Genomic DNA, 22,953 nt, shown 5'->3' on the forward strand with positions numbered 1-22,953 from the left:
ACGCTCCTTCATATCCGAGAACCGGTGCGAAAAGCTCCCGCGGCACTGCATCCGCAGGGCTCAAATGTCTGGTCAAGTGTACTTCATACAGGGCAAAACCGCAAGGATCCTGTCACAATATGGCGATCCCGAGAGGTCTCTGCATAATCCGCTGTTCTTCCATCTCGTCCACCTTGCGGCCGGGCAGAAGCGTGCAGATTCCGTGGATGGATCGCCGATCTCGCTGATATCCCTCCTCATCTCCCATTGCCCGCAGGATCTCCATATGCGTGCGCAAAAGTCTTGCCAGAAGCAGAGCGCTCCCATCCCTCCGCATATTGGAGATTGCCTCATTGACGTAAATGAGGGCAAACTCATAGATCTGCCTCGAGGCATAGCAGAGAGCCAGATTGTTCTGAGCGACCGCCAGCAATCTGCGCAGGGGAACCTGATTGCGGCTTCTCTCCTTGATCACTGTCATAACGCCGCCCAGAAGATGGGCCGCCTTCCTGCCTTCCCCTCCATATAGATAGACCAGACCAAGAATATTCAACAGATGAATCTCCAGGCGATCCGGCCCCATGGCCGGGATGGAGGCCATGGGATCGAAGTCCCTGCGGGTGATCGCCATCGCCTGTAATGCCGCCTGCTCCAGTCTGTGATAGAAGCGGATCTGTTCCGCGTCAATCGCATTGTTCTCCTTCAAAAAACGCTGATGTATCCCATATCTTTCTTCTCCCTCCGCCAGCTTTTTACTTCTATGATATCTGTCAAAGGAGACCGTTACATTATCCCATTGCCTTGCAGCCTCCGACGCCTTCTCCGCCTTCATCGTCCCCGTACCCGGGAAGAAGTTCTCGCCCCGGGCCTGAATCATCTGGCGCTTCTCCTTGATCATCTCCAGAAGCCCCAGCAGTTCCAGGTACTGTCTTGCGGCCAGATCATCGTGCTGTGCCAGCTGCTCTAAGATCCAGAGCCAGTCCGGGTCTTCCTCCAGGATCCCAAGCTCAAGCAGCCGATAGAGTCTCTGCTTGATCTGCTCGGTCAGATACTCCTCCGTATTCGAGCAGGACCAGCAGAACTCAATGGGCAGACCCAGTCGGTCCAGAATCTGCATCAAGAGGCGAAATCCGGGCATCTGCTCTCCTGTCTCAATGCGGGACATGGTGCTGCAGGAGCAGAGCCCCTCGCACAATCGGGTCTGGGAAATGCCAAGTTCCTCTCTTCTTTGCCGGATCAGTCCCCCGATCTGATCCTGGTTGCACGTAAAACCAGGCCTGGCATAGGCCGGGCCTCTCATCTTTGTCATAACATACCTCCCCTTAACAAACAGTTCTTACGATTTGCCTCGCGAATTTTTATTCTCCCCCAAAGGCAACGAGACGCGACTTTTCCATCTGTCTGCTGCCATGAATAAAAATCTGCCTGATTTGATTTTATCATCCAAAAAAGCCCGCCGTTCATGACATCCCATGCAATCGCGGGAGGCCTTTTGGGCGGGCTTTTCATGATTCATAACTGTTGGAATGCCTACGGTGCAGACTTGTCATAATTTATGACGATAGAATGCTTGCGACGCGCAGTCCATGATTTTCAAAATAAGTGCAATGAGAAAAGAATGGCCGCAAAGCCTGTTACTCCTCCGGCTCGATCAATCCGTAGCTTCCATTCTTTCGGCGGTAAACCACATTGACAGCATCTGTCTCCGCATTGGTGAAGACAAAGAAGCTATGCCCCAGAAGCTCCATCTGCGCGCAGGCATCCTCGGCGTACATGGGTTTTAAGTCAAACTTCTTGGTGCGGACGATCTTAATCTCTTCCTCCTCGTCCTCGTCAAAGCCCTCCTCAAAAGCGGCGTTTAACACGGCTCCCTTATGAGCCCGGTCAACCAGCTTGTGGCGATACTTGGTCAGCTGATCCTCAATTCCCTCAGAAGCCGCGTCAATGGATACATACATATCGTCTGTTGTCTTCTCACAGCGGACAATACCTCCCTTGACAGGAATGGTCAGCTCAACCCTCTGTCCGGCCTTATCGACACTCATTGTCACATGCGCCAGTGTATCCTCACGAAAATATCGATCTAACTTAGAGAGCGCGTCCTCCACAGCGCTCTTCAATCCATCGGTCAGTTCAATGTTGCGTCCGGTAATTGTCGTCTTCATAAAAGTCACCTCCAGTTTCTAAGGCGAGAGGACTTGTCCCCCTCATACTCTTATTATAAGCATTTATGACCTGCCATCAAGCAATTTGCCTTAATATATTCTGATAATTTCTGATCCTTTATTCATTTTATTTGATAAGTAATTGACCGCCAGATCATTTATAATAGACTTATCTGTGGACATCTCATGGGCTTTATGGACTCCATGAGCTCTGTCATCCTTCATTCCCCTATCATTCCCGGAGTTAAATCAATGACATCTTCTGCTCAAACTTCTTTACATCAAAAACCGCATTTTTCCTCTGCCGTCTTTTCTACAAGTCCCCACTCTCCCGCCCTCAACCCGCCCTGCCCGGGGTCTGCCTTTGTGACCGGCGCCTCCGGTGGAATCGGATCTGTCATAGCAAGGGCTCTGGCTCAGAGGGGCTATCAGCTGACACTCCTGGGCTATCACTCGGAGGAAGCGCTGCAAAATCTGACAGAAGAACTGCGCTCTGCTTCTAAAAACCAGGACTCCGCTATCAGGGTCCTCCCCCTGCTCGGAGACATTGCGGATCCGGCTTTTGTAGAGGAGGCGGCCCGAAGGCATTTAGAGCAATACGGTTCCATCGACCTCATCGTCAACAACGCCGGGATCGCCCATCTGGGCCTGATCACAGATATGTCCGTCGGCGACTGGCAGCGCCTGATGGACGTCAACGTAAACGCCCTCTTTTACACCAGTAAATTTCTGGTCCCCTCCATGATCCGGGCGCAGAAGGGGCAAATCGTCAATATCTCCTCGATGTGGGGTCGGGTCGGAGCCTCCTGCGAGGTGGCCTACTCGGCCTCAAAGGGAGCCGTCAACGCTTTCACCATGGCTCTTGCCAAGGAATTAGCCCCCTCCCATATCCAGGTCAACGCCCTGGCCTGCGGCATGATTGACACCCGGATGAACGCCATGCTCTCCCAAGAAGATAAGACTGCCATCATCAGGGACATTCCTGCCGACCGGATGGGCACCGCCCAGGATGTCGCCCGCGCCCTGATCGCCCTTCTGGATTCCGGCGATTATCTGACCGGTCAGGTGATCGGCCTTGACGGCGGCTACATCTGAAATTACATATCGTGCAAACGCATGATTTATCCCGTAAATGTCCAGTCTGCCACGCAAGCTTTCTGTAAACTGAACCTATTCTTTACAGAGAGGAGCAGGTTCATGGGACGCAGGAAAGCAGATTCGGATTCATTCAAGTATCACGATATCACGAAGGATCCGGAGCGTCTCAGACGCGCTGCTCTTCTGGCTAAGAATCTCAATTATCTGACCCTGCGGCATCCCGTAAGCAAAAAGGAATTGGGTGATTATGTCGGCGTCCGCTACGAGACGATCACCCGCTACTATCGGGGGCAGATTCTTCCAACTCCCGAAAGGGAGGCCAGATTAGCCTCTTTCTTTGGCGTCAGTCCCGCGGACCTCTACTTGGCAGACCACATCATTCCGGCAGAACTGCGCGAGACCGATCCCGATACGCTGCGCGACGCGCTGGATCAACATCTGATCCGCTATTATCAGCTTTCCCCCTCTTCACGAAAGCAGGTAGATCTGCTGACAGAAGATCTCTACTGGCAGGATCGTATCAATCAGCTCACTCAGCCGTCCGATAAGGGGCTTAAAGATTACAGCGGGGAAGACAGCTGATTTCCTGCCGTAAATTCCCGCCAGGCAAATGATTGCGGATCAATCGTGACACATCCCGATGTCTGATCTTATAATATATATGATATATGCAGCTTCAAAAGTATTTCCCCAAGGGATCTTCTTACCAGTGGGACATAGGCTTTTGATACCTGCTGCATCTCAATATTCTTAGTCCTGACAGAGGGGGGAATTTCATATGGTTAAACACGTTATTTTGTGGACACTGAAAGATGAATACAACACAGCCAGAAAGACCGAGATCAAACGGAGAATCAAAGAAGGACTGGAAAGTCTGGCCGGACAGATCCCCGGACTGGTGAAAATCACGGTTCATACCAATGGCCTTGAAACCTCCAACGCGGACCTCATGCTGGATGCCAGCTTTGACAGTTTTGAACATCTGAAGGGTTACTCTATTCACCCCGCCCACGTAGCAGTCGCCGACGGTATCGTTCGGCCCTATACCGCTTCCAGAGTTTGTCTGGATTTCGAGGCCTGACCATCAACCTGAAACCAGTGGATTACTACGATTCTGCTCTGTTTTATCCAAATTTCTCAACAGAAAGTCCGGATCGACTCCGTCTTCGGTGGGATTCCTTAATACCGAAAATTGTCTTTCTCTCACTGATGTCCTAGATAAACTCATCAAAATAGAATATCTGATGTCGTTTTATACCTCTTATGGTATAATTTATCGACCTGATCCATCGAATTTCCAAAGAAAAGGAGGCCATAATGAGCCGAATTGGCGACTATGTAAAGGAAAACCGACGCAGACTCGGCATCACCCAGGAGGAGTTCGCCGTCCGTTCCGGACTGGGTCTTCGCTTTGTGAGAGAGTTAGAGCAGGGCAAGAAGACCGTCCGTATGGACAAGGTCAACCAGGCCCTGCAGATGTTTGGAATGGAGGCCGTCCCCGGTCCCATATCGCAGACACATGAAGCATCCTCAGCGGGCAGCGTCCCCTCTGCCAAAAAGGATAAGAAGAAAACAGAAAAGCCGTCGTCCCTTCCTGATCGATCGGAGGAGGAGGAAGATATCTGGCTTCTTTAAGCCAGTTTCCTCAAGTCAGCTTACGCAAGTCAGTTTCCCCAAGTCAGTTTCCGCCTTTCTCTTCCCGGAAGATGTCTGGGCGCAAACATCAGCAATGCGAGACGCACGCCGCCGGACGCAAAAAGAAAGGCTGATACGCACAGGCTTTTATGATCCAGCCAGTGCGTATCAGCCTTTACAGGTCAACGATTAAAACCGCCGTGTACCGAACGGTACGCAGGGTGGTCTGAGAGGACGGGGATTACTCACCACCTTGATCCAGCCCCCTTCGAAGAATCGCATATCCCATGCCGCCCAGGATCTGATCACTGCAGCCCTCCTGCATCAGGAGTTCTCCCCCCTGCAGATCAGCACTGATATCAAATTCTTCTGCGCTGTTGTTCAGGCAGATGATCAGTTCTTCCTCTTCATCGGAACGGGAGAAAATGTACAGGCCCGCTTCGTTCTTGCGAACCAGCCTGAACTTCCCATATGTGAGAACCGGATTCTGCTTTCGCAGAGCGATCAGACGCCTGAAGAAATCGCTGTAACCCAGTCCCGCTCTCTCCCAGGGCATCGGCCCGCGAAGAGCGGACTCCGTATCCCCGTCCATTCCAAGCTCATCTCCATAGAAGACGCAGGGAATCCCAGGAGATGTGAACAGGAATACTTCCGCCAGCTTGAATCTGTTCTCATCCCCCTGGCAGTCTGACAGGAAACGATTCACATCGTGGCTGTCAAGCAGGTTCAGCTGTACACGCAGACTGCTTGTGCGGTAACGCAAGAGCATTTTGGCAACCCGATCATGGAAGACTTCCGTTCCGATCTTCCCTTGTCCGAAAAAATCCAGGCAGATCCTGCGAAAGCTGTAATTCATCGTGGAGTCAAACATATCCCCGTTGAGCCAGGTTTCAGCGCTCTCCCACACTTCTCCAATCAGAACGCTCTGCGGGTTGCTTGCCCTTGACACGCGCTTAAACTCCCGCCAGAATTCCCGATCCACTTCATTGGCCACATCCAGCCGCCAGCCATCAATCCCAAACTCCTTTAGCCAGTATCGGCACACCTCCATAAAATAGGCCCTGACATCAGGATTTGACGTATTCCACTTTGGCATCTTGTGACTGTAAGCGAAACAGCTGTAGCGGGGTTTCTCTCCTCTTTTCCCTGACCTGATCACCGGATGTTCCAGACGATAAAACCAGTCCGCATATTGGGACTTCGCGCCATTTTTGACGACATCATCAAATTTAGAAAAGTACCAGCTGCAATGATTAAAAACCCCGTCAATGATAATACGCATCCCCCGACGATGCGCTTCTTTGACCAGATGACGAAAATCTTCATCTGTTCCAAGATTCGGCGAGATGTGAAAGTAATCCAGCAAATCGTATTTGTGATAGGCGCCTGCCGTAAAAATCGGATTTAAGTAGATGCAGTTAAATCCCAGCTCCTGAATATATCCAAGTTTTTCTCTGATGCTGTTGATTGTCCCTCCTAATCTGCTTTCGAGCTGAATCCCCCTCTCCCAGGGCATTTTCTCCCCAGCGGCATTCATCTCCTCTTTCTCACTTACGAAACTGTCCGGAAAGATGTTATAGACAATCGCCTCCTGAAACCACCTGGGTTCCCAGCCCAGCTCCTCCCTCCGGATATAGGGATACTGATAGCAGTCGTCGCTTTCCCGGGGAGGGATCTCCTCCGTCTGTTCCGCATAGTGGTAGAGCATTTCCTCCTCGCTGATCAGCTGAAAATAATAGCAGACGCGTTCAAAGGGGGTCTCAAACGTCGCGTCAAAGTAGTCAAAGAGACCTGCGGACATGATCTTATCCATCTGGACAGGAATGAAATGGCTCGGGTCGCTGGGCGGCACCCGATCTCCATACCAGAGAACGACCCTCTCAACATTGTTCCTGGCGGTTCTGAGCCGAATGGTCATATTCGACTCCGTGTTCGCAAAGGCATATTGGGACAGGGGAATGTGTAATATGGCTTCTCGCTTAATCATTCATCTCTCTCCTGGAAAACAGAGCCTTTCTGCTCTTCGCTCTCTTGGCCCTCCGGGTGTCAACTGTCGATAACTATATCACGATATCGGCCGGCTTTTCTACTCCCAGTCCTTCCAGGTCTTCGGCTGATAGCCGATCGTAGCCTGTCTGCCATTTCTGACAACAGGCATCTTCATAACCTGGGGATTCTCCAGGAGTTTATCAAAGCGATCTTCCTCAGCCAGATAGCGAAGAAGCGTCACCATCTTCTGATCCTTTGCCCTCTCGTCGATCAAAAGCTCCAGATGGCCTCCGACGGCATTTAAGACGGACCGCAATTCTCCCCTGGAGAAGCCTTTCTCCCTGAGATCGACACTCTGGAAACGAATTCCCCTCTCCTGAAAGAAGCGCTCGGCCTTGCGGGTATCCGCGCTTTTCTTCACTCCAAAAATCTGAATATTCACCTTCTGCTCCTCCTCTTCACTCACGCAGGGGTTCAATCATCTCACAGCGAACCTTGCGATAGAAGATAATGGAAAGGGCCAGAGAAACCCCCTCCGCAATAATAAAACAGAACCATATGATATTCACATTTCCAAAAAGGGAGAGAAACCAGGCCACCGGCAGAAGGACAAACATCTGTCGTCCCAGGGAGACCACAAGGGAATAGGTGGACTTGGCAAAGGCCTGAAAAATCCCCCCGAAGAGGATTCCCACCGCGGCCAGAGGAAAATGAATGGAGATGATCCGCAGGGCGACGATTCCCATAGCAGTCACCTGCGGGCTTGCGTTAAAAAGCTTGAGCAGGCCATTGGGAAAGATCCAGAAGACCAGAGTTCCAGTAACCATAATCACTGCTGCCAGCATGATGCCAAAGCGAAGCGTCTGCTTGATGCGGTTCTTTCGTCTGGCCCCGTAGTTATATGCGAGGATCGGAATGATTCCATTGTTAAGACCAAATACCGGCATGAAGAAGAAGGACTGCAGCTTGAAGTAAATGCCGAAGATAGTCAGTCCATTATCCCCGGCCGCGTGACCCAGGATCAAATTCATGCCCCAGGACATGACAGAGCCGACAGCCATCATGGCAACCGTGGGAATGCCCACATAGTAGATTTCGCGCACCATGGCCGCCTGCGGGCGAAAAACCCTGGCCAAAGACAGACGGAATTCACGGCAGAAATACAGGTTCAAAGAGAGTCCCACAGCAGCGGCCACGAACTGGCCGATAACAGTCGCGTAGGCTGCACCTGCAACGCCCATCTTCGAAAAGGGTCCGTGTCCGAAGATCATCATATAGTCCAGAATCGTATTGACAAGCGCGCCCGTGATCTGAGAAATCATGGACAAGTGACTGCGGCCGGTGGCCTGCAGCATCCGCTCAAAGGTCATCTGCAGAAAAAGTCCCGCGGAAAGTCCCAGGACGATATGCAGGTAGTTCTCAGCGTAAGCAATCGTCTGTGCCTGAGAGGTCTGTCCATGAACAAAAGCGGAGGTCACTGTGATCGACAGGATCAGAAAGATAAGGTAGTTGATCAGATTCAGCAGAATCCCCGTATTAGCAGACGCACCCGCCTTTTGGGGATTCTTCTCTCCGAGAGAGCGGGATAAAATTGCATTAAATCCGACGCCGGTTCCGGATCCGAATGCGATCATCAGAGTCTGCAGAGGAAAGGCCACCGTCAGAGCCGCCACACCGTAGTTGGGATCATACTGACCGATAAAGTAGGAATCTACAATATTGTAGAGCGCCTGCACCAGCATGGAGATCATAATGGGAAAGGACATCGAAACAACCAGAGGCTTAATCGCCATGGTTCCCATCTTATTTTCTTTGTATTCAGACATATGTTCTCCTCGTTACAAATTGCTATGGTTCACGGGGCAGATAAGAAAACGAGACCGCATGACTGCGGCCCCGGCTTACAGTGCAACAATACTAGCATATTTCCCCCTGCTTATCACGGGAAAATACAGGATTCCAACCTGTCCTGCAATGGTTCAGGCCAACCAGTCGCTTCCCTTATCAGCTGCTGAATTTCCATTTTTATCCCTTCACCCGGATTCCTTTTTTATCTTCTCCAGCAATTCCCTGGCCCCCGGATGCTCCTTCCTGGCAGCGAACGAGGCCCACTTTCTCGCCTTGATCAGATTCTTCTCTCCATAGCTGCCAAGGAGATAACCCTCTGCCAGCTTCATAATTGCATCCAGATCCCCTGTCGCCGCCCTGTCAAAGAGGGCGATCCAGTCGGCATTGGCCATGGTTCCCCGAAAGGTTACTTTCTTCTTCCCGGCCCGCATCCGGGCCTTCTGATTGTTGAAATATGCCATTTCTCCACCATCTTGTTCTCTCTATTTTCACTGATTCCAATCAGTGAAACCCACACAGTCCAATTTTACTTCAAGCTGATTCCATGATTTTGGACGTCATGCGCCCGCCTCCCATTGCCCCTGGAAAAGCGGCCGGTCTTATTGATGATCTGCGGAATGTACGCTTGACGAATCTCTCTCTGCCCTGGTCACTTCCCGCAGGGCCGCTCTGACTTTCAGCGTGGACACTTTGGTTCCGTAAAAATCCTTCCTGGAGCAGCCGGCCCTGCCACCGCCAGCGCAGGCGCAGGCGCAGGCACAGCTCCCGCCGCCTCCGCTTCCTCTTCCGTGAAAATAAGCCCTGCCACTACCCGCATTGGCATCATAGGTATCCACCAGGGTCTTCCCCCTCCCCAGAAAACGAAGGAGGACAAAGACCAGGACGGGACCGCCCAGCATAATCAGGACCAGATAGAGATAGAGATTGCCATTGGGACGGATGCTGCTGCCATCCACAAAGCCATAGGCGTCCGGATCATAGGAGACACTGACCGTCATTTTCTCTCCCTGGTCCAAGCCTGTGCGCCCGGCATGGTAGTACTGCCTGCCGTCAATCATGAGGGTCTGCGCTTCCTGCCCATCATCTGATCGCAGAAACCCATCCGTTTGCCTGACCTTATCCGTCCCCCAGTAGATGTTCATCTCATCGACCGGCGTATCGTCAAACCAACCGGGCGTGAAGGTATAAACTACCTTCCGGTTCTCCGAATCCTCCTGGAAAATATTGTACTGGGTCAGTTCAAAGGAGAAGTCAACAATATCTCCCGCGTAGTATTTGCCATCCAGGTCGACACGCGCATAGTCTCCTCCCTGATCACGCATATACTTGACGCTCTTGACTGTATCACTTTTGCCCTCAAAGTCTTTGGCGTGCTGATTGCCGATTCCTATCTTAACCCAGGTCAGAGGCCCCTCCGAACTGTCATCCAGGACTTTCCATTTCAGATCATAGCGAATGCGGGCGGAGCCATCCTCATTGATCGTCAGGCGAATGTCATAGCGCTGAATTTCATCCAGGGGATAGGACTTGTAGGCATAGACCCTGCCAGCGCCCTGCTCTCCTCTCGCAAGAGGAGCGCCTGTTTCCCTGCCGGAGACCCTCTGCTCTTTATCTGACCGGATTGCCTCAGTCAGAGAAATTCTTGTTCCGAAAGACAGAATCCCGGACAGTACAAAAACCATGCCCAGCAGAAAACCGGGCAGGGACAGATACCGGCCAATAAATTTATTTTTCCGCTTTCCTCTTCTCATGCGAATACGCTCCGATCTCATTCAAACGCTTTCTGATCTGGCGCGAACATATTCCGAACCAACATTCTCATCTGGCTCATCCCCCTCCCGCTGACTGAGCGGACAGAAGAGACTATTCTTCGCCGAATGCGTTCGAATCTGCCTGGTTCGCGGCGCATTCCAGATCTTCTTCCAGGGGTCCTGCAGCATGTTCCCCAGCGGACGGTCTGACAGCCAGGACTGACATGGGACGAGATCCCCGTTCGGGGCGATGGCCATGTTGGAGAGAGCGGCTCCGCATCCCGGTACATCCAGCGCCAAAGCCCGCAGAGTCCCACTGTCCACCAGTCCCGGCGAGGTGAAATTAAGTTCCATGTCATGAGCATAGACGAAATCGCAGGCCTCTTTCAAGATCTGAGTCAACATCTTTTCTGTCAGTGTCGACGCTCTGGACCCGATTGACCTCGCGTTGCCGGTTACAATCAAACCGGAGACTGTAACGAAGCGAACCCCCAATCCATACAGAAAGCGCAGGGTCTTCAGGTAATCCGCGTTGACAGAGCAGAGAGGGGTATTGACAGAAATGCCTAAACCCGCGGCCAGGGCATTGCGGATTCCGGCGACCGTCTCATCGAAGCGGTCTGCCCCGACCAGATGGTTGTGCACATGGCGGTCGGCAGAGTAGAAGGTGATCTGTACGTTATCCAGCTCTGCCCAGGCCAGCTTCTGACAGAAATCCTCTGTGAGTCTGACTCCGTTGGTGTTGAGGCGGGTGATGAACCAGCGGGCGTAGGCGATCAGTTCCGGCAGATCCTCCCGCATGGTGGGCTCGCCCCCTGTGAAGGTCAGCTGTGAAATCCCCGCCTGATAACAGCGGTCAATGATCTGCTTCCACTCCCCGGTGGACAGCTCTCTGACCTGCCCCATTTCCTGGCCTGCCGCATAGCAGTGAAGACATCTCTGATTGCAGTGCCAGCGCCCATCTTTTGTCATCGCGGAAACCATGAGATCCATCCGGTGAGGTGCCGGCATATAAGGCGCATAATCCCCAAGCGCCATATCTCTCAGTTCAGCATCCGGTTCCCGCCCGCTGTTGATATCCTCAATGACCCCCATCAGGGTCTCCAGTTCATGAGCTAATTGAGCCACAGAAGCTCCCGTGTAGTATTTCTGCACATTTCCAAAAGCTTCCTGCAGGACTTCCGCCAAGTGATTACTACTCGTGACGGAATTCCGGTCATTTTTCTCCTCCGCGAAGACCCCATCTCTACCCCCGAAGGCCGGTGTCCCTTCTCTAGTCTCTTTCCTGCCCCCGGAGACCGGCGACCCCTCTCTGGTCTCTTTCCTGCCCCCGGAGACCGGCGACCCCTCTCTGGCCTCTTTCCTGCCCCCGGAGACCAGCAACCCCTCTCTGGCCTCTTTCCTGCCCCCGGAGACCGGCAACCCTTCTCTGGCCTCTTTCCTGCCCCCGGAGACTGGCAACCCTTCTCTGGCCGCTTTCCTGCCCCCGGAGACCGGCGACCCTTCTCTGGCCGCTTTCCTGCCCCCGGAGACTGGCAACCTTTCTTTGACCTTTTCCTCTGCCGGAAGTCTCCTGTACGTCCCTGATCCCGATACTGACATGCGGGCATTGATCACTTCAATCACTTCCGCCAGAAGAATCGCCCTGTAACGTGAAAGGGGCAGGAAATCCTTTCCATTGATGATGACAATGGCCGGCGGCCTCCTGCCCAAAACATAGCGGGGAAAAATCAGGTGCAGACGCAGTACATCGCTGGTCCCCGGATTCCATGTGGTATGGAAGGCTCTGCCGGCATGCCTTTTCATATACAGCTCTTCTGCCAGCATGATAACTCCTCTCTGCGCAAATGTACCAAATCACAATATTTCGCATTCAGGCTCCTGCTTCATCCCCACGTAGGAGGAGTCAAATTTTGAGGCATCTGCCTGGGACTCCACATCAGCCTTCATCCCATGCAAGAGAGGGCAGACCTTTGTCCATGCGACATGAACATTGTTTTCATCCTCGCTTCTCCTTCGTGCAGGAGTCGCCTTCATGCAAGAGACGTCATCTTTGAAACAAGGCGCACAAAAGGATGACATTCACCGCATAAACCGCAATAAAAAAAATGATTTCAAGGAGCAGGGCCGGGTAATAGCGCACATGGCCCCGGGCCTTTCCCCCGGTCTGGTGTATAACAGCCTCTTTGTTCTGAGCGTAGAGTCTGCGATTTTTATCGTAGCTATGAAGGAGGGCCCCGCAGGAAACAGCATAGAGCACAGGGAGGCCGATCGCCAGGAGATTCGACAGCGTCCCGTAGTTTCCTATCAGCACCATTCCCGCGGCAAAGAACAATATCACAAGGAAAAAGCGATTCCTGAAGGCAGCTTCATAGAAGTATTTATGGTCAAAGAGCCTGCCCTGATCCAGATAAAACCTGGGCATCTCCTCCAGCATCCCCAGGGGTAAATGCTGGCAGAAGATCTTGTAACATTCCTCTGTGTGCTTGCGGTCATCCAGACTGCCGATCTCATAATGGAAACTTAACCTGGCTCCCCGGCAGAAAAAAGATACGGCCGTACTGTCATAGAAATAATGGCCCTGCCGTATGGACATAGCCCAATCATCATAGGAAATCTTTCTCTCATTTCCGAAGAGCCCCACGTGACGGGTCCCTGTCATCTCCAGATAAGTCCCTGTCCGAAAGATCCCCTGTAGGATTCCCCTGGTCACGAAAAAATAGATCAGACACCAGATCGCGAAGAGGCAGAGCGGCCCAGCCAAAAAACCGAGCACAAGAATCACCGGGATCAGATCAGCCACCTGATCGACGAGCTGATCAATGACCTGCTTGATCAAGAGAAGCGCCTGACCGGAATGCATACTTGTCGCGATAAGAACCAGGGTCGCGTTGGCACTGATGATTGCCCCCGCGAGAAAGACAAATTTCTGCAGGGACAGGATATTCTGACACCAGGCGTCACTGTGGTCCGGCAGAAAGCCGGGCTGACGCCGGGCATCCTCCCGTTTCATCTTCCGCAGGTGGATCGCTTCTCTCCAATTGATCGACTTGGTCATGTGCTCTTATTCTCTTCAATGATTTATTCCCCGGACAGGGATTCCCTCATACATCACCCCTATTCTAGCAAATCCCATGACGCCTTGCATGAGCAGGCTTAACAGGTTGGGTACCTCTTTTCTATGATGAAATCGGGCTGTACATTTTCTCCGGCATTTTTCCCGCAGAAATCGGGCTGTAAATTTTTCGTCAAATACCTCTGATACAAATAATTAATCTTAAATTTGTGCTCTGTCACAGTGATAAAGGCCTGCCGATTGCTTATACTGTTGTTAGAAATCTTTTTCCCATCCTGCCGATCTGAAAGGAGCCGGAAGATGAAGCTGATGACCCTTATGGACGATCAAGCCAGTGAGCATCTCGGCCTATACCACGAGCATGGTCTCTCTTTCTATATCGAGACAGCCTCCGCCAGAATTCTCTTTGATTTCGGGGCCGGAAGCCATACCCTGGACAATGCCCGCGCCTTAAATCTCCCCCTCTCTTCCGTTAACTATATGGTTGGAAGCCATGGTCACTATGACCATGCCGGCGGATACCCCGCCCTGGTCCGGTCCGGCCTGCGCGCTCCCCTTGTCACCGGAAGGGGCTACTTCCGGGAAAAATACGCCGTCAGCGGAATCCGTATGACCTACCTTGGAAACGGATTTGACCAGACATTTCTGGAGGCCAACCAAATCGAACACCTGGAGTGTGACGGCCTTCTGCAGCTGAGCGGGCAGTGCTGGGTCATGAACCGTTTCCAACGGGAGTACGACTTCGAGACCATCCCCAGACGCTTTATGCTCGGATCATCTTCGGCCACCTCTCCTGTCAGTCCGCATTGGCAGGAGGATCACTTCGACGACGAAATCTGTCTGATCATCCGCGTAAGAGACGGCCTGGCTGTCATTGTCGGCTGCAGCCATCCCGGCATTCTCAATATTCTCACCGGCGTCCAAAAAACGTTTGATCTTCCTATCGTCGCGGTGGCAGGAGGAACACACCTGATGGAGGCCTCCGACGACAGGATCCGCAGGACCTTAGAAATCATGCGATCGATGGGAATTTGCTCCATCGGTTTTAATCACTGCTCCGGCAGCCGCATGTCCGAAATCATGAGCAGGGAATTCCCAGATCTTCGCGCCGCCCACCTCGCCGTCGGCGACGGCCTTCTGATTCCAGAGGAGGAGGGCGCAGGCGCCATGGACATGCAGCCGACATAAATCGGGGCAAAAATACAGGACAGCTTAGGGGGATGAATGAAAAATATAACGATGTCGGTGTTCTCTGATCTGGCCCAGGATTTTGTTGAGGCAACCTCCTCTTTGGTACGGGGACGCACCATTAATCTTATGGATACCAAGGGGATGATCATTGCCTCGACGGAACACGGTCGGATCGGCAACTTTCACCAGGGGGCCAAAGAGGCGATCGAAACAGGTCGGCCCGTCCGTATTGCCAAGGCGGACCTGCCCAAATATAAGGGGGCCAAAGAGGGCTACAATATGCCGATTTTTCAAAACGGGCAGGTCATCGGCGTCGTCGGCGTCTACGGGCAGGAGGAAGAAGTCCAGGACGTTGCCAATCTTCTCAGGGTCTATGTCACGCAAAGCTTTAAGCAGCAGGTCATCGCCCGCAGGCAGGTTATGGAGGGAGAGCTCCGCAGTCAGCTCTTAGACCTCTACCTCCTTGGCAATCCGGATAGCCAGGAGAACATCGAGCAACTGTCGGATGTCCTCTCCTGCCACCTTTGCTTTCCTGTCACCGTCATTGTCTTAAAGACGACGGCGCCATCGGGAATTTCGGGCATTTATGATATTCTGCGCCAATATTTCGGAAATGATGAAGTCTTCAGCCGCAATGATATCTACGGGGCCAAGGACAACATTTTCATTCTGATCCGCTCTTTCACCGGTTCCAAAAGGCCCGACCATTTCGAGGATATCGCCGCTAATCTCTGCCGGGGGAAAAAAGAACTTCGGATGGTCATCAGCGACAGCTGCGCTAATGCCGGCGAGATCGTAGAGGGCTACAAGGAGGCAAAGGCCCTCCTGTCCCTCTCCGGAGACGGTATCGACCGACTCTCCGAGGCTAGGGCAAAAAGCAAGCTCTATCTCGGCAAGCTCTTGCAGCACGGCGGTTCGCACTACATCCAGCAGCTCAACCGAACTTTGCGAAATGAGGTGTCGGCACAGCAGGAGCAAACCCTGCTGGAAAATGCAAAAACCTACTTCCTCATGGACGGTTCGGTCAGCCAGGCTGCCCAGGCCCTTCAAATTCACAGAAATACCCTGCTTTACCGGCTGAATCGCTTATATGAAATCCTGGGCTTGAACGATGTGGCCCCATTTGAAAGAGAACTTTTTATCCGCATGCTGATTGCCTTTCGTGCGGAAGAAGGATAGTAACTTGCAGGATGAACAACCCTGCAGAAAGGGGAAGTCGTAAGGAGGTTTATTATGTTTTATCTTGTTGTTATTCTCGTTGCAGTCATACTGATGATTCTGGCGATCCAGAAATTCCATCTGCATCCTTTCATCGTCATGACTGTCATCTCCATTCTTGTCGGTCTCGTCTGTGGTCTTGGCACAGAGGATGTCATCAAGACCGTGAAGAGCGGTTTTGGCAGTATCATGGGAAATATCGGCATTGTTATCCTCTGCGGCACGATCATCGGAACCATCCTTGAGAAGACCGGAGCCGCCCTTACCATGGCCAATTCCATCCTGCACCTTGTCGGAAAAAAACGCAGTATTCTAACCATGGCCATCACCGGCTACATCACAGGCATCCCTGTCTTCTGCGATTCCGGTTTCGTCATCCTAAGCCCTATTATGAGAGCTCTGGCGGCCCAGTCTGATATCTCTCTGGCCGTGATGGCAACCGCCTTATCCGGCGGTCTCTACGCGACCCACTGCCTGGTTCCGCCGACTCCCGGCCCCATCGCTATGGCCGGCACCCTAAACGCCGATCTGGGACTGACCATTCTCGTCGGTCTGGTGGTCTCCATCCCCGCCACTCTGGTCGCCTATATTTACGCCCGCAGGGTATCAGGCAAGGTTCAGATCCCGGCCAACCCTGAGAATACCGTTGAAGAACTCATTGAGAAATACGGAAAGCTTCCCGGTGCCGCTCATAGCTTTGCCCCGATTCTTCTTCCGATTGTCCTCATCGCCTTAAAGTCGATCAGTGACTTTCCCAGCGCTCCCTTCGGATCAGGTGCCGTCAAGAATTTCTTCTCCTTCATCGGCAATCCAGTTGTCGCCCTGATCCTGGGTGTCTTCATTGCCATGACACTGATTCCCAAATCCGAATCTAAGAATACACTCAAGTGGATCACGGAGGGCGTCACCAACTCGGCCGGTATTCTGGCGATTACCGGGGCCGGCGGCTCCTTCGGCGCTATCATCCAGAAGCTGCCCATTGCGGATGTTCTCAGCGCCAATCTGCTCGGACTGGGTGTCGGCGTCTTCCTTCCATTTATCATCGCCGCGCTCTTAAAGTGCGCGATGGGCGCATCTACCGTCGCGATGATCACAACCTCCGCCATGATGGTTCCCATGATGGACTCTCTGGGATTCACCTCTCCCATCGCCAGGGTTCTTGTGATTATGGCCATCGGCGCCGGTTCCATGACAGTATCCCATGCCAACGACTCTTACTTCTGGGTTGTCTCTCAGTTCTCCGATATGGACACCGAGCAGGCCTACCGCTGTCAGACCGGCATGACCGGTGTCATGGGAATCACGACCATTGTGATTGTCTTCCTGATGTCTCTGATTTTTGTTCATTAGAGAACCTATCGACTGTCCCATAAAAACAGCGCACCATGTCTGCACCCCGTCCACTCGGATCTGAGTGGGCGGGGTGTTCTTTCGCCTCTTCCTGGCAATGCCGCTGAATCTTTGATCTCTGTATCACTTCCACGCCTGCTTATTTCAGCACAATCGCCTGTGACAGGTGTCTGGGGGAATCTGCGTCTATATCCTTTCGCAGCGAAATATAATAGCCCAGGAACTGTCCGATCAAGCCCATCAGGGCGGCTGCCTGAAGCTCGCTGTAGGCCTCAGGCGTCTTAAGCGCGTAATCCAGTCCCCGCATCTGATCTGTATCAGGCCCCAGTCCGCAAGTCACTCCTCCGAAGGATCTCATCTGTTCCATCAAATCCTCATCTGTCTTCCGGGTCTTCTCATTCGACAGGAGCAGAAGAAAGGTATTCTCATCCACAAGACTCATAGGCCCATGTCGGTACTCCATAGAGTAATAGGCCTCGCTGTTAGCGATTCCCATCTCCTTCATCTTGTTCATGCACTCGTTACTGACGCCATAATAAGCGCCCTGTCCCAGGGTCACGAACAGGTCTGCTTCAGGATGCTCTCTCAGGATCTTCTCCGCCAATCCGTCGCACTCCTTTAAAAGTTTCTCTGCCTCTACCGGATAATCTCTCATCGCATTGATCATCTCCTCATGCCCTGAGACATGCATACTGAGAATCTCGGCCAAAAAAATCATTGACGTGAAGGATCTGGTCATAATCACACTATCCTCTGCCGTCTCCGGTGCGAGAATATAATTTTCATTATAGTGACTGCTGTCCGCATCGCAGGTAATGGCCAGACTGCTGACTCCCGGGATCTCATGAACCCGATCCATGGCCTGTCTTACCTCCGTAGTACAGCTTTTTCTGGTAATTGGAAGAACCAACGTCTGATTCCCCTTGATATAATTCTCCGGAAAAAAGAGAAGTTCACTGCAGGGAACCGCGATCGCCGGCGTATCATTCAGCGCCCTCCACAGATAGGACGCGGTCTGTGCCAGGTAGAAACTGGTTCCGCAGCCTGTAAAAATCAAGCTGTCATATGGTTCTGAAAAGACCTGATCTAAAGTCGTTTCAATCTGTGGCAGCGTCTCCAGGATTGCCTCAAAGGACCTGGCCCCCTCATAGAGTCCGTTATTGATTTTTCCTGCATTTTCAACATCGGAGTAATCACGATTCTCAATCAGGACAACCGGAATCCCGGCCTTGATGAGTTGACGGATATAACCCTTGGAAAAACTGATGGAGCTGATAATCACACCGTCAAATTGTCTGGAGATAATGCTGTTGACAAAATCCTCTGTATTGCGATTCTGACACAGAGAAATCATATAGCCCAGATCATAGGCCCTCTTATCCATCTCACTCAAAAGGAGCGAAAAATGCTCCGTCACAATCTGATCCGCAATAAAAACGATGTGGTTCAGGCTCTTCCCCTTGAGCGCTCTGGCCGCTGTGTTTGGCTTGTAACCCAGCTTCTCCACTGCCGCGAGCACACGCTTTCTCTTATCGGTATTGACATAACGATTATTGTTGAGTACATAGGAGACGATGGTCTCTGTCACACCGGCCTCCCTGGCGACATCTCTTCTTGTGATTTTTTTGAATCCCGCCTGTGTCATAAGCGCACATCGTCTCTTTCCTGGACTTTTCTTCTCTTTTTTCATGCCTTTGTCAGAATAATTTTTAGTAAAATCCATTCTGGCAAAACGGTTTTCCACTTGTTTTCACTTGTAAATAAACCAGATTTTTTCTAACTCCTCTTATTCAGCAGGTAGCCCGTCACGGATCCAACAGCTCCGCCTACGATATGGGCCATATTGGAGATATTATCCACAACCGTAATCCCCTGATAGACCTGCTGACCTATGTAAATAGCCGCCACAAGCAGAAAGGTCAGAGGGATCTCCCCCTCTCGAAAACCGGTGAAGGAGGCCAGCACAATGAAGGCAAAGACAATCCCACTGGCTCCGCAGAGAGCCACACTGGGAAAGAACATATAATTGATGATCCCCGTCACAAAGGCGGTGATTACCATGATCTCAATCAAGGTCTTGGATCCGTACTTTTCCTCCAGCATGGGACCCAGAAGAAGGAGGTAACTGGCATTTCCAATAAAATGCTGCCAGCCGCTGTGCCCGATCACATGGGTGAAGAAGCGGGGATAGGTCAGAGGATCCAGAAGAGACGAATGGTAAGTCATAAAGAAAAGGCGTGTGCTGACTCCGCCGGTCATCTGGCCCAGGACGACCGAGACAAGGCAGATCAGGCAGAACGTTAAAACGACAGGGGCATTATAGGATATTTTTAATTTTCTCATGGCTCTCCTTGTTCTCAATGATCTGATATTTTTTCGATGTTGCTATAATCTGTTTTCACTTTATGCTTTCCATACCATTTTCAATGGTATTTTATCACAACTGTGATCCGCGCTGGACAGACGAAAACGCAGGGACGATGGAAGAAGTCTCTCTTCCATCTAGTTAAAATATGTCAATATGTTATAATGGTCATTATAACTAATATTTTTGTTCTTATCAGGTTAAATGGGGGTAACTTTATGGATTACAACGCAAAATTATTAGAACTCGATGATTTTTTCGGTAATTGGGTCAGGAATACCTCGGCATTTCCGGGCCAGGAATATGCAAAACTCACAAATTCCCTCTATCCCTATAAGGAGCTCTTTTCGCCTATCAAAGTCAACAAAACGGTTATTAAAAACAGAGTTGTCATGGGGCCAATGGGAAACCTCATGATGTGCGAAGAAACCGGCCGTCCGAATCAAAAAATGCTCGAGTACTTCTTTGCGAGGGCGAAAGGAGGGGTAGGTCTTCTTACAACCGGTCTGATTCCTGTAAGCCACGGAATTGATCCTACCGTGACTGAGGCGGGAGACAGAAGTATGTTCCCGAGAATCGACAAGTACAGAACGGTATTCGCCGGGTGGAGAGATCTGGCCCAGGGAGTTCACGCTTACGGCTCCAAAATGTTCGTCCAGATCACACCCGGGCTGGGAAGAGTCGGGCCTCCGACTTGCTTTATAACAAAGCATAAGCTTCCAAGATCCGCATCTTTAAATCCAAACTTCTACATTCCTGAGCTTCCATGTATGAGGCTTACAGATTTCAGCCTGCGAAAAATCGTGAACAACTGCGGGCAGGCGGCAGCCGACGCGAGAGAAATAGGCCTTGACGGCATATACCTCCATGGACACGAGGGATATCTGCTGGAACAGCTTACAAATCCGGCGTTTAACAGAAGGCTTCTGGGACGCTACGCGGATCCCGAGCAATTCGGACTTGAAATCGTCAGAAAAATCCGGGACAGGGTCGGTTCCGACTATCCTATCATGTACCGCATTGACCTCTCCCTGGCCCTGAATGAAACCTATCGAGAAAAGATGGACACCGTCCCCTCTCTCAGGAAATTCAAGCATGGGCGCAGCATCCAGGCAACGCTGTCTTATATGAAGCATCTGGTTGAAGCCGGTGTTGATATGTTTGACGTTGACATCGGATGCTATGACAACTGGTGGCTTCCTCACCCTCCCGCCGGAATGCCTGCCGGCTGTTTCCTTGATATTTCAAGAATTGCCAGGGAGTACTTCGCTCAGAATAAGATTCTGTCAAATGCCGGAGAAAAAGTTCCTGTTGTTGCGGTCGGTAAGCTCGGCTATCCGGATCTTGCGGAAAAAGCCCTTCGGGACGGAGACTGCGACATGGTGATGCTGGCAAGACCTCTTCTCAGCGACGCAGACTGGTGTAAAAAAGCATACAGCGGAAAAGTGAACGAAATTCGCCCCTGTATCGGATGCCAGGAAGGCTGCGTCAATGAATTCATTCTGGGAGGCCATCCTCAATGCGCCGTCAATCCAAGGACAGGCTTCGAAGACGTCCTCCCAGAAGAGCTTGCGCCGGCAAAAATCAAGAAAAATATCGCGGTCGCAGGCGCCGGTCCTGCCGGAATTATTTTTGCGTTGACCGCCGCGCAAAGAGGACATAAGGTGACTCTTTTCGAGAAGAGCGCACAGGTGGGCGGCAAGTTAAATCCGGGAAGCGTACCGAAGATCAAGTTCGACCTGGCAAACTATGTTGATTATCTGAAGCATCAACTGAAGATGGCGGAAGAGAACTGTGATCTAACCCTGAAATTGAATACAAACGTTGATCCGGATCTTCTCAAAGCAGGAAATTACGACACCATCGTATGCGCCTACGGAACCCGTGAAATCGTCCCGCCTTTTGAAGGGTTCGATCAAGTCCACTGGGTCCTCGGCGTTGATCTCCTGGATAATCCCTCTCTCATGGGAGACGCTCAGAAGATCGCAGTCATCGGAGGAGGCGTAGTCGGATGTGAAACCGCTTACTGGCTGAAATACGAATATGGCAGAGACGTGACCGTCGTAGAAATGATGCCCGATTTCATGGAGGGCGTATGCACGGCGAACCGAGGACATCTGCTCCATTACCTTGAGAAGGGCGGGGTAAAGCTGATGAACTGTGCCAGAGTGATTTCTTTTGGAAAGAATCAGGTGCATATCCTCAGGAACAGCTCGGCTGCGGTTCCGAACCCCTACAATACCTGGCAGCCCCTGCTGCCCGACAATATTCCCAACCCCCTGGCTAAGAAACCCGGCAATTCCAGAAACCCTATCACAGTGGACGCAGACCTGGTGGTTTTGGCACTGGGCGGAAAAGCGGATCAGGATCTGTACTTTAACTGTCTTAAGGGCCATCTCGCTCCCGAGATCCTGAATATCGGCGACAGCGAAAGAGCCGGCAGAGTGCTCGAGGCGGCAAGGGCCGCCTACAGAACAGGCATCCGCGTATAGATGAATCCCCTATGAAAGGATTGACAACAGAAATGAAACACAAGCCAAAGATCTATGCTCTGACCGGAAAGGGCGGTGTCGGAAAGACCTCCGTTTCCGCCGCTCTCGTGAAGGTTCTGACCGAAAAATATCCCGACAAAAAGATTCTGGCAATCGACGCGGACCCGGCAATCGGCCTGGCAACTGCCCTGGGAATCCGGGCTTCTCTCACACTGAATGACATACGAAATGAAATTGTCGCGCATGTAGAAGATGGGAATTCCAAGGCGGCAATGGAACTGATTTCGGAGTCAAGATACAAAATCGCGGAGGCGATCGTAGAGACAGATTCGTTTGCCTTTCTGGCCATCGGCAGGCCGGAGTCAGCAGGCTGTTACTGCAGAATCAACGCCTATCTGAAAGAGGTCATCACCATGGTCGCCGATCAGTTCGACTATGTCGTCATCGACGGGGAAGCCGGCATCGAGCAAATCAACCGAAGAGTCATGGAGAAGGTCACCCACCTGCTTCTGGTAACCGACACCAGCAAAAAGGGGGTTGAAGTCATCAAAACCATAGCCCGTGTCGCCTCCGGCATGGTCTCATACGACGAACTCGGCGTGATTGTAAATCGGGTGGAAGACATATCAAGAGTCGATAAGCTCGGCCTGGCGGATCTGAAGCTCCTTGCCGCAATTGCATCGGATCCCATACTGGCTGAATATGATTTCGAGGGGAGAAGTCTCCTTGAACTTCCCGGTGATTCCGCCGCAGTCAGAGGAGCCGAAAGGGCATTAGAGAATCTTGGAGGCTGAAT

At 51.8% G+C, this 22,953-nt stretch carries 20 protein-coding genes; 9 read left to right on the forward strand and 11 right to left on the reverse strand.

Annotated features, from left to right (window positions below):
- Positions 1-112: 112 nt before the first annotated feature.
- Positions 113-1,288: a helix-turn-helix domain-containing protein gene (locus GCWU000342_RS07395; protein ID WP_006906749.1), complete on the reverse strand. Its 1,176-nt coding sequence runs from the start codon at positions 1,286-1,288 to the stop codon at positions 113-115.
- A gap of 325 nt (positions 1,289-1,613) precedes the next feature.
- Positions 1,614-2,144, reverse strand: a complete 531-nt coding sequence (gene hpf / locus GCWU000342_RS07400; protein ID WP_006906751.1) for a ribosome hibernation-promoting factor, HPF/YfiA family — start codon at positions 2,142-2,144, stop codon at positions 1,614-1,616.
- Between the two features lie 252 nt (positions 2,145-2,396).
- Between hpf and ymfI the strand changes: the two genes are divergently transcribed.
- From ymfI to GCWU000342_RS10225, 4 genes are all read left to right on the forward strand, one after another.
- Entirely contained in the window at positions 2,397-3,239 is an 843-nt protein-coding gene (ymfI, locus tag GCWU000342_RS07405) for an elongation factor P 5-aminopentanone reductase (protein WP_083790765.1), read from the forward strand.
- 102 nt (positions 3,240-3,341) lie between these two features.
- Positions 3,342-3,824: a helix-turn-helix domain-containing protein gene (locus GCWU000342_RS07410; RefSeq protein ID WP_045000877.1), complete on the forward strand. Its 483-nt coding sequence runs from the start codon at positions 3,342-3,344 to the stop codon at positions 3,822-3,824.
- A 196-nt stretch (positions 3,825-4,020) separates the two neighbouring features.
- Positions 4,021-4,323: a Dabb family protein gene (locus tag GCWU000342_RS07415; RefSeq protein ID WP_006906755.1), complete on the forward strand. Its 303-nt coding sequence runs from the start codon at positions 4,021-4,023 to the stop codon at positions 4,321-4,323.
- A gap of 236 nt (positions 4,324-4,559) precedes the next feature.
- Positions 4,560-4,877 (forward strand): helix-turn-helix transcriptional regulator, encoded by a 318-nt coding sequence (locus GCWU000342_RS10225; RefSeq protein ID WP_006906757.1) that lies wholly within the window; start codon positions 4,560-4,562, stop codon positions 4,875-4,877.
- Between the two features lie 241 nt (positions 4,878-5,118).
- On the opposite strand, the gene GCWU000342_RS07425 is transcribed toward GCWU000342_RS10225, so the two are convergent.
- From GCWU000342_RS07425 to GCWU000342_RS07460, 7 genes are all read right to left on the reverse strand, one after another.
- Entirely contained in the window at positions 5,119-6,864 is a 1,746-nt protein-coding gene (locus GCWU000342_RS07425; protein ID WP_006906758.1) for a glycoside hydrolase family 13 protein, read from the reverse strand.
- Positions 6,865-6,963: 99 nt separating this feature from the next.
- Positions 6,964-7,308, reverse strand: a complete 345-nt coding sequence (locus GCWU000342_RS07430) for an arsenate reductase family protein (protein ID WP_045001077.1) — start codon at positions 7,306-7,308, stop codon at positions 6,964-6,966.
- A 16-nt stretch (positions 7,309-7,324) separates the two neighbouring features.
- Positions 7,325-8,692 carry an MATE family efflux transporter gene (locus tag GCWU000342_RS07435; RefSeq protein ID WP_006906760.1) on the reverse strand — a complete coding sequence of 456 codons (1,368 nt, stop codon included), beginning with the start codon at positions 8,690-8,692 and terminating at the stop codon, positions 7,325-7,327.
- 207 nt (positions 8,693-8,899) lie between these two features.
- The gene (locus tag GCWU000342_RS07440) at positions 8,900-9,175 is read right to left on the reverse strand and encodes a hypothetical protein (protein WP_006906761.1); all 276 of its coding nucleotides are present in this window, start codon (positions 9,173-9,175) and stop codon (positions 8,900-8,902) included.
- Positions 9,176-9,313: 138 nt separating this feature from the next.
- Positions 9,314-10,465, reverse strand: coding sequence for a hypothetical protein (locus tag GCWU000342_RS07445; protein WP_156784529.1), 1,152 nt, complete (start codon positions 10,463-10,465; stop codon positions 9,314-9,316).
- Between the two features lie 21 nt (positions 10,466-10,486).
- The gene (locus GCWU000342_RS10000) at positions 10,487-12,292 is read right to left on the reverse strand and encodes a radical SAM protein (RefSeq protein WP_006906763.1); all 1,806 of its coding nucleotides are present in this window, start codon (positions 12,290-12,292) and stop codon (positions 10,487-10,489) included.
- A 220-nt stretch (positions 12,293-12,512) separates the two neighbouring features.
- Positions 12,513-13,523: a hypothetical protein gene (locus GCWU000342_RS07460; RefSeq protein WP_006906765.1), complete on the reverse strand. Its 1,011-nt coding sequence runs from the start codon at positions 13,521-13,523 to the stop codon at positions 12,513-12,515.
- A 318-nt stretch (positions 13,524-13,841) separates the two neighbouring features.
- Here GCWU000342_RS07460 and GCWU000342_RS07465 point away from each other — a divergent pair, with 318 nt between their 5' ends.
- Genes GCWU000342_RS07465 through GCWU000342_RS07475 form a run of 3 tightly spaced genes read left to right on the forward strand, consistent with a single transcriptional unit; the run spans position 13,842 to position 17,300 of the window.
- A complete protein-coding gene (locus tag GCWU000342_RS07465) occupies positions 13,842-14,729 on the forward strand; it encodes an MBL fold metallo-hydrolase (RefSeq protein WP_006906766.1) in 888 nt (295 codons plus the stop codon).
- Positions 14,730-14,765: 36 nt separating this feature from the next.
- Positions 14,766-15,911 carry a CdaR family transcriptional regulator gene (locus GCWU000342_RS07470; protein ID WP_006906767.1) on the forward strand — a complete coding sequence of 382 codons (1,146 nt, stop codon included), beginning with the start codon at positions 14,766-14,768 and terminating at the stop codon, positions 15,909-15,911.
- 54 nt (positions 15,912-15,965) lie between these two features.
- Positions 15,966-17,300: a GntP family permease gene (locus tag GCWU000342_RS07475; RefSeq protein WP_006906768.1), complete on the forward strand. Its 1,335-nt coding sequence runs from the start codon at positions 15,966-15,968 to the stop codon at positions 17,298-17,300.
- A gap of 139 nt (positions 17,301-17,439) precedes the next feature.
- Here the strand turns inward: GCWU000342_RS07475 and GCWU000342_RS10525 are convergent, their stop codons facing one another.
- Together GCWU000342_RS10525 and GCWU000342_RS07490 are read right to left on the reverse strand one after the other, a co-directional pair.
- Positions 17,440-18,945, reverse strand: coding sequence for a LacI family DNA-binding transcriptional regulator (locus tag GCWU000342_RS10525; RefSeq protein ID WP_242649996.1), 1,506 nt, complete (start codon positions 18,943-18,945; stop codon positions 17,440-17,442).
- Positions 18,946-19,076: 131 nt separating this feature from the next.
- Complete coding sequence (locus tag GCWU000342_RS07490; RefSeq protein ID WP_044960968.1) at positions 19,077-19,643, reverse strand: rhomboid family intramembrane serine protease; 567 nt, start codon at positions 19,641-19,643, stop codon at positions 19,077-19,079.
- A 240-nt stretch (positions 19,644-19,883) separates the two neighbouring features.
- Here GCWU000342_RS07490 and GCWU000342_RS07495 point away from each other — a divergent pair, with 240 nt between their 5' ends.
- Both GCWU000342_RS07495 and GCWU000342_RS07500 read left to right on the forward strand, forming a co-directional pair.
- The gene (locus GCWU000342_RS07495; protein ID WP_045000882.1) at positions 19,884-22,157 is read left to right on the forward strand and encodes an FAD-dependent oxidoreductase; all 2,274 of its coding nucleotides are present in this window, start codon (positions 19,884-19,886) and stop codon (positions 22,155-22,157) included.
- 11 nt (positions 22,158-22,168) lie between these two features.
- Positions 22,169-22,951, forward strand: a complete 783-nt coding sequence (locus tag GCWU000342_RS07500; RefSeq protein WP_006906773.1) for an ATP-binding protein — start codon at positions 22,169-22,171, stop codon at positions 22,949-22,951.
- The last annotated feature ends 2 nt before the right edge of the window (positions 22,952-22,953 follow it).

This window comes from Shuttleworthella satelles DSM 14600, assembly GCF_000160115.1.
Classification (GTDB): domain Bacteria; phylum Bacillota; class Clostridia; order Lachnospirales; family Lachnospiraceae; genus Shuttleworthia; species Shuttleworthia satelles.